Annotated in this window: 8 protein-coding genes; 4 read left to right on the top strand and 4 right to left on the bottom strand. The window is 67.8% G+C overall.

Annotated features, from left to right (window positions below):
- Nucleotides 1–69: 69 nt before the first annotated feature.
- Complete coding sequence (locus tag Q8S40_RS14930; protein ID WP_305671000.1) at nt 70–204, bottom strand: hypothetical protein; 135 nt, start codon at nt 202–204, stop codon at nt 70–72.
- Nucleotides 205–274: 70 nt separating this feature from the next.
- Between Q8S40_RS14930 and Q8S40_RS14925 the strand changes: the two genes are divergently transcribed.
- A protein-coding gene (locus Q8S40_RS14925; protein ID WP_371136839.1) for an IS5 family transposase occupies nt 275–1026 on the top strand; the annotation gives its coding sequence in 2 pieces (ribosomal slippage) (nt 275–593 and nt 593–1026; 753 coding nt in all).
- A 29-nt stretch (nt 1027–1055) separates the two neighbouring features.
- Here Q8S40_RS14925 and Q8S40_RS14920 read toward each other — a convergent pair.
- Together Q8S40_RS14920 and Q8S40_RS14915 are read right to left on the bottom strand one after the other, a co-directional pair.
- Entirely contained in the window at nt 1056–2015 is a 960-nt protein-coding gene (locus Q8S40_RS14920) for an IS110 family transposase (RefSeq protein ID WP_305670999.1), read from the bottom strand.
- Between the two features lie 207 nt (nt 2016–2222).
- A protein-coding gene (locus Q8S40_RS14915; protein ID WP_371136838.1) for an IS5 family transposase occupies nt 2223–2992 on the bottom strand; the annotation gives its coding sequence in 2 pieces (ribosomal slippage) (nt 2223–2671 and nt 2671–2992; 771 coding nt in all).
- Between the two features lie 142 nt (nt 2993–3134).
- On the opposite strand from Q8S40_RS14915, the gene Q8S40_RS14910 reads away from it, so the two are divergent.
- Genes Q8S40_RS14910 through Q8S40_RS14900 form a run of 3 tightly spaced genes read left to right on the top strand, consistent with a single transcriptional unit; the run spans nt 3135 to nt 6446 of the window.
- Nucleotides 3135–4124 (top strand): HlyD family secretion protein, encoded by a 990-nt coding sequence (locus Q8S40_RS14910; RefSeq protein WP_305670998.1) that lies wholly within the window; start codon nt 3135–3137, stop codon nt 4122–4124.
- A gap of 16 nt (nt 4125–4140) precedes the next feature.
- Nucleotides 4141–5280 (top strand): ABC transporter permease, encoded by a 1140-nt coding sequence (locus Q8S40_RS14905; protein WP_305670997.1) that lies wholly within the window; start codon nt 4141–4143, stop codon nt 5278–5280.
- Entirely contained in the window at nt 5277–6446 is a 1170-nt protein-coding gene (locus Q8S40_RS14900; RefSeq protein ID WP_305670996.1) for an ABC transporter permease, read from the top strand. Before Q8S40_RS14905 ends, Q8S40_RS14900 begins: the two co-directional genes overlap by 4 nt.
- Here the strand turns inward: Q8S40_RS14900 and madM are convergent.
- On the bottom strand, nt 6379–7065 hold the full coding sequence (gene madM, locus Q8S40_RS14895; protein ID WP_305670995.1) for a malonate transporter subunit MadM: 687 nt from the start codon (nt 7063–7065) through the stop codon (nt 6379–6381). The genes Q8S40_RS14900 and madM overlap by 68 nt on opposite strands.
- Nucleotides 7066–7124 lie beyond the last annotated feature (59 nt).

Genomic DNA, 7124 nt, shown 5'->3' with positions numbered 1-7124 from the left:
CGACTTCCGATCGGGCTACGCCCTCCCTTCAGTCGACGCCCCGCGCGCCAGTCTCATCCTGATTGTCGCTCAGTTCTCATCCTGTTTGTCGCGCCGCACGTAGGTCTGCGACTTCCGCCAGCTCCAGTCGTCGATCCCGATGACGGTCGGCGGCTCGGCAGTGTCTTGAGCACGGTTCTTCAGCTGCCTAGGGCGGATCGACATTCAGGATTCCCAAACCTGCTGAAGGCTGATTCATAGTCATCCGTGGCAATGCGCGGGACACATGATGGGTTTGAAGCGGTACGAATTGAGCGAGGCACAGTGGGCGCGGGTCGCGCCCCTGCTTCCGGGAAAAGCGACGGATCCTGGCCGGACGGGTTCGGATAACCGTTTGTTCGTCAACGGATGTTTGTGGGTGCTGCGCTCAGGCGCGCATTGGTGCGATCTGCCGGGACGCTACGGCAAGTGGAAGACGGTGCATCGGCGCTTCAGCCGCTGGTGCCACGCCGGCGTGTGGGAGCGGGTGTTCGAGGCGCTGACGGCGGACCGGGACAACCAGTATCTGATGATCGACAGCACCATCGTTCGCGCCCACCAGCAGGCAGCGTCCGGAAAAGGGGGGCCAAGGATCAGGCGCTGGGGCGTTCCCGAGGCGGATTGACGACCAAGATCCACATGCTTGCCGACACACTGGGCCGGCCCTTGCGGTTCCGCATCACACCCGGACAGGCCAGCGACATCGCCGCCGCGCCAGGTCTGCTGGACGGCCAGCATGCGGGCGCGGTGCTCGCCGACAAGGCCTATGACGGCAATGCCTTGCGCGCGCAGATCGCGGCGATGAACGCCCAGGCGGTGATCCCCGCCAAGCGCAACCGCAAGATCCCCATCCCGCACGATGCCGCCATCTACAGGCATCGCAACCAGATCGAGCGATGCTTCGGTCGCCTCAAGCAGTTCCGCCGCTTCGCCACCCGCTACGACCGGCGCACCGTCCACTTCACAGGCTTCGTCCATCTCGCCGCTGCCATGATCTGGCTACGGTGAATGTCGATCGGCCCTAGCAACTGTATCTCTCAGGCCATGGCGGCGGTCCATTTCTGACGGCTCTTGCACAGGGCGTTCGCGATGGTGACGAGCTTTCTGGCGACGGCGGTGATGATGACCTTGTGCGGTTTTCCGGCCTTGCGAAGGCGATCTGCGAAGGTTTTCATGCTTGCGTTGTGATGTGCCGCGACCAGTGCCGCCTGGAACATCACGTGCCGCAGGGCATGGCGACCTCCAGCGATGGCCCGTTTCCCGCGAAGGGTTCCGCTGTCGTGCGCGACCGGGGCCAATCCAGTGAGTGCAGCAGCCTGTTCGCCGGTGATGGTGCCGATCTCGGGCATTTCGGCGATCAGCATTGTGCTGGCAACCGGGCCGATCCCCGGGATGGAACGGAGAACACCCGCGGTCTCCGACAGGCGATCATCGCTCGCGATGGCCCGGGTGATCCGGTCTTCCAGTTCCTTGACCAGGCTGTCGATCCGTTGCTTCAACTCGGTGTCGACGTCCTCGAACATCGCGGCGGTGCCCAGGTTCTGATGTGCGCGGATTTGGGCCAGCAGCCGTTTGCGCATCTCGACCAGCTGCGCTCTTTTGGACGTCAAGGCTCTGAGAAGGCGCAGCTTTTCCGCAGGAAGACTACGGCCTGCTTCGGGCCGGAAGGCGAAGAAGCGAGCGATGAGTTCGGCATCGATCCGGTCGGTCTTGGCGCGTGTGCCACGGCTTTGCGCAAACGCCTTCACCTGAGCGGGGGGCACCTGGCGGGCTGCAACGCCTTCCGTCTCCAGAAGCGCCCACAGATGCCATTCCTGACCACCAGTCGATTCAAAGCAGACGACGGCATCCCGGTCCCGGGCAAGATCCGCTACGGCAGCATGACCTGCCGGGGTGTTTGGCACTCTGCAGCAGTGCCCATCGGGGAGGCAATGAACGTCAAGCCAATCGCGGCTGACATCTATGCCGATAACGCGGCCATGTGATAGGTTGTCCATGCTCTCTTCCTTCTGGTGCGCGGTCCTGCAAGGCCGCAATCAACTGTTCGAGACGATGAAGAGAGGCGGTGCCGACAGGCTAAGAAACGTGGTCATGCCACAAGGGTCAGACGTCGCGCACCACCCCGCCATCGGCCCTGGCCGGGGCCGGTGACGGGGACAGTTTAGCAGAACCCAGATACAGAAGGGTCAGGACTCGTTCTTGTTTCATAGCCAGAACATGACGGTTGCGGCGAGGGCGACGGCAGAGAGGAAGACCTTCGGGGACCTGTCGTATCGGGTTGCCACTCTTCGCCAGTCCTTCAGACGCCCGAACATGATCTCGATCCTGTTGCGACGCTTGTAGCGACGCTTGTCGTGCTTGATGGGCTTGCCGCGCGACTTCCGGCCAGGGATGCAGGGCTTTATCCCCTTGTCTTTCAACGCATTTCTGAACCAGTCGGCATCGTAGCCGCGGTCGGCCAGCAGCCATTCCGCGTTTGGCAGGCTGCCGAGCAAGGCCGCCGCACCCGTATAGTCGCTGACCTGGCCTGCGGTCATGAAGAAGCGGATCGGGCGGCCATCGGCGTCGGTCACAGCGTGCAGCTTGGTGTTCATGCCGCCTTTGGTCCGGCCGATCAGGCGGCCCCTCTGGTCGCCGGATCCCCCTTTTTCGACCGCAGGCTGGTCGCCGTGCGGTGCGCCTTGAGGTAGGTCGCGTCGATCATCACCGTCTTCGGAGCCTCCGCCTCGGAGGCCAGACCTTCCATCATCCGGGCGAAGACGCCCTTGTCGCCCCACCGCTTCCAACGGTTGTAGAGTGTCTTCGCCGGGCCATATTCCTTGGGCGCATCGCACCACCGCAAGCCATTGCGGTTGACGAAGATTATGCCGCTGAGGACCCGCCGATCATCGACGCGCGGCTTGCCGTGGCTCTTGGGGAAGAAAGGCTGCAGGCGGGCCATCTGCGCCTCGGTCAGCCAGAAGAGGTTGCTCATGGTTAGTCTCCTTGCGGAGCCTGAATCACGCAGCAACCGGAAAATCAATGGGTCCTGAGCCTAGAAAACCCGGGGCTATTCATTGTCCCCGGCGCGGGCCGGGCGTAGTCTGGCCCTCAGTCGAATGTCAGGGACCGAACCGATGAAACCTGCCCAAGCGCCCCGCCGATCCCTTCTGCCGCTGCTGGTCCTGGCCGTTCTGGCCGGGCTGGTCATCGGTGCCGTCTGGTGGGCGACGCGCCCCGGCCCCCTGCTGATCCAGGGCGAGGTCGCGGCCCCGCGGGTCGATGTCTCGGCCCGCACCTCGGGCCGGGTCACGCGGATCGAGGCCGATCTGGGCCAGCGGGTCGAGGGCGGCCAGCTGCTGGCCGAACTGTCGAACCCGCAGCTGGTCACCGCCCATGCCGCCGCAGCATCAGGGCTGGAGGTCGCCCGCGCCTCGGAGGCCGCGGCCGGCGCCACCCGCCCCGAGGTGATCCGCGCCCGCGAGGCCGAGCTGGCCGCGGCCCAGGCCGATCTGCGCCTGGCCGAGGAGCAGCTGGGCCGCGACACGGGCCTGTCGCAGCAGGGCCTGCGCCCGCAGGCGGCGCTGGACCAGTCGACGCGCAACCTCGACGCCGCCGCAGGCCGGGTCGAGGCCGCCGAGGCGCAGCTGGACCTGGCCCGCGCCGGGGCCTCGCCCGAGGAACGCGATGTCGCGGCCGCCCAGGTCGCCCAGGCCGAGGCCGCATTGGCCCAACGCCAGGCGGATCTGGACGAGCTGGAGATCTTTGCGCCCCTGTCCGGCGAGGTCTCGGGCCGGATGATCGAGCTGGGCGAGAATGTCGGCCCCGGCGCGCCGCTGTTCACCATCGTCGATCTGGATCAGGCCTGGTTCACCTTCAACCTGCGCGAGGACCTGCTGGCGGGGCTGGCGATGGGCGACCGGCTGACCATCCGCATCCCCGCGCTGGACACGGAGACCGAGGCCGAGATCACCCTGATCAACGTGCAGGGCCAGTTCGCCAGCTGGCGCGCCACCCGCGCGACGGGCGATTTCGACCTGCGCAGCTTCGAGCTGCGGGCCCGGCCCGTCGCGCCGCTGGAGGGTCTGCGCCCCGGCATGTCCGCGCTGATCCAGCTGGACCGCTAGGGCCGTGCTGGCCGTCATGGCACGCGAGTTCCGCCTGCTGCCGCGCCGCCCGGCGCTGGCGGGGCTGGTGATCGTGCTGCCGCTGATCATGCTGCTGGTCTTGGGCGGGATCTTTCGCGCAGGGATTCCCACGGGCATGGCGGTGGCGGTGATCGACCTGGACCGGTCGGACCTGTCGCGGGCGGTCACGCGGATGCTGGACGCGGCGCCCGAACTGACCGTGACCCATCGCGCATCAGACCTGTCCGAGGCGCGGTCGCTGATCGTGTCCGGTGCGGTGCGCGGCGCGGTGCTGATGCCCCAGAACCTGGAACGCGACATCACCCGGGGCGCGCGCCCCGAGATCGTCACCTTCTACGACAACCAGCACATGAGCGCCGGATCGCTGGTCGCCCGCGGCGCCCGCAATGCCATCGACACGGCGCTGGCGGGCCTGCGCCTGTCGGTGCGCCAGGGTCAGGGAGAGGCGCCCGTGCAGGCCATGGTCGCGCTGCAGCCCATCCCGATGCAGGCCCATGCGCTGTTCAACCCGGCCTTTGATTATGTGCATTTCCTGCTGGCCGCGCTGATCCCCACGGTCCTGCAGATCATCGCCGCCGCCGCGACCGCCTATGCCGTGTCGCTGGATTTCGGGCCGGGGCGGCATCCGCGCGTGCTGATGCGCATGGCGGGTGGCATCCTGCCCGCGATGCTGGGCAAGATCCTGCCCTATACGGTGATCTTCCTGCTGATCCTGGGCCTGTCGGATGTGGCGCTGTATGGCTGGCTGGCGGTGCCGCTGCGCGGGTCGCTGTGGCTGGTGGCCCTGGGCGCGGTGCTGTTCGTGCTGGCGTCGCAGATGATCGGGGCGCTGGCCTTTGTGCTGACCCGCGACATGGGCCGGGCGGCCAGCATGATCGCGCTGATCACCGCGCCGGCCTTCGGATTCATGGGCCTGGGTTTCCCGCGTGAGGCGATGTCGACCCTGGCCCAGGCCTGGGGCGCGGCCATTCCCGGCACCTGGTATGTGCAGCTGCGCATCGACCAGTCGCTGCGCGCGACGCCCCTGGACATATCCGCCATGTCGGTCCTGTGGCTGGCGGTGATCGCGGGCGTTCTGGCGGCGCTGATCCTGGCGCAGCTGTCGCGCCTGGCCCGTCAGGAGGCCGCGCCATGAGCGCGCTTGCCACCGCCTTTCGGGCGGAACTGGCCGCCGTGCTGGGCGACAAACAGGTGCGGATGATCGTGCTGCTGGCGCTGATCCTTTATGCGGTGATCTATCCGCTGCCCTATCGGGCCGAACTGCTGCGTGACGTGCCGGTGGTGCTGGTCGATCAGGACGGCTCGACCGCATCGGCCGATCTGGCGCGGCGAGTGGACGCGTCGGAGGCGGTCGCCCTGACCCACCACGCCCCCGACATGGCCGAGGCCACGCGGCTGGTCCACGAACGCCGCGCCTATGGCGTCATGCTGATCCCCGACGGGTTCGAACGCGCCCTGCTGCGCGGCGATCAAAGCCCCGTCGCGCTTTATGCCGATGCCAGCTATTTCCTGATGTATCAGCGCGTGATGCAGGGCGCCGCCGTGCCCCTGCGCCAGATGGGCGCCGAGATCGAGGCCGGGCGCCTGATCGCCCAAGGCACGCCCCGCGCCTTGGCCACCGCCCAGGTCAGCCCCGCCGTCCAGGTCGAGGTGCCGCTGTTCAACCCCGCCGCCGGTTACGCGACTTATGTGCTGCCCGCGGCCTTCGTGCTGATCCTGCAGCAGACGATGATGATGGGCTTGGCGCTGGCTGCGACCCGGCGGGGGCCGCTGCCCGGCCATCCGGTCTGGCGGCTGCTGGGCCGGGCGGGGGCGTGGCTGGCCATCTGGGCGGGGCTGCTGCCGGTCTATCTGATCGTGCTGCCGGTGCTCTATGGCCTGCCGATCCTGGGCGGGCCGGGGGCGCTGATGATGCTGGGCCTGCCCTTCCTGCTGGCGGCCGGGTTTCTGGCGCAGCTGGTCGCGGCGCTGTTCCGGCGGGGCGAGGTCGTGCAGGTCGTGCTGCTGGCGCTCGGGATGCCGTTCTTCTTCCTGTCGGGCTTCGCTTGGCCGGTCGAGGCGATCCCGGCCCATCTCAACGCGCTGGCGCAGCTGATCCCGTCGACGGCGGCCATCGACGGGCTGGTGCGGGTCACGCAGATGGGCGCGACCCTGCCCGAGATCGCGCCCATCCTGTGGCATCTGTGGGCCTTGGTCGCGGGGCTGGGCCTCGTGGTGCTGGCGGTCGAGACGGTCAGCCCGTCACGGCCAGCAGCGCCAGATAGAGGACCGACGGCCCCATCAGACAGCCCAGCCCGGTGAAGAAGGTCGCCGTCATCGCGCCATAGGGCACCAGCCGCTTGTCGGTCGCGGCCAGCCCCCCGGCCACGCCGCTGGTCGTGCCCATCAGCCCGCCATAGGCCATGGCCGATTTCGGGTTGTTCAGCCCGATCAGCGGCGCGACCAGCGGCGTGCCGATCATCACCAGCACCGCCTTCAGCAGCCCCGCAGCGACCGACAGGGCGATGACCTCGGAACTGGCGCCCAAGGCGGTGCCGGTCACCGGACCCACGATATAGGTCGCCGCACCCCCGCCGATCGTCGCCATGCTGACCGCATCGGTATAGCCGAAGGCCGCCGCGATCGCCGCGCCCACCGCGAAGGACACCACGATCCCCAAGGCCAGCGCGCTGACCCCCGCCGCGCCGGCCTTGCGGATCTCGCGCATGTCGACGCCGTAAGCGGTCGAGACGATGGCCAGGTCGCGCAGCATCGCGCCCCCCATCAGCCCGATCTCGGTGAACAGCGGCACATCCGCCAGCCCGCGGCTGCCCCCGGTCATCATGCCGCCGATCCAGGCCAGGATCAGACCGATGATGATGGCCACTGCCGATCCGTGCAGCCGACCCGCCGTCAGCCGGTCGGACAGCTGATAGGACAAGCCGCGTACGATGCGCGCATTGCCGCTGTGATCCGGCAGTTCGGTTGCCCGAGATTCAC

This window comes from Falsiroseomonas sp., from assembly GCF_030695085.1.
In the GTDB taxonomy this organism is placed as follows: domain Bacteria; phylum Pseudomonadota; class Alphaproteobacteria; order Acetobacterales; family Acetobacteraceae; genus Falsiroseomonas.
This window is presented reverse-complemented; position numbering and strand designations above follow the sequence as displayed.

Bases quoted from the DNA above. Each gene is read 5' to 3' on its own strand.
- Q8S40_RS14930 (WP_305671000.1), bottom strand. From the start codon at position 204: ATGTCGATCCGCCCTAGGCAGCTGAAGAACCGTGCTCAAGACACTGCC.
- Q8S40_RS14920 (WP_305670999.1), bottom strand. From the start codon at position 2,015: ATGGACAACCTATCACATGGCCGCGTTATCGGCATAGATGTCAGCCGC.
- Q8S40_RS14910 (WP_305670998.1), top strand. From the start codon at position 3,135: ATGAAACCTGCCCAAGCGCCCCGCCGATCCCTTCTGCCGCTGCTGGTC.
- Q8S40_RS14905 (WP_305670997.1), top strand. From the start codon at position 4,141: ATGGCACGCGAGTTCCGCCTGCTGCCGCGCCGCCCGGCGCTGGCGGGG.
- Q8S40_RS14900 (WP_305670996.1), top strand. From the start codon at position 5,277: ATGAGCGCGCTTGCCACCGCCTTTCGGGCGGAACTGGCCGCCGTGCTG.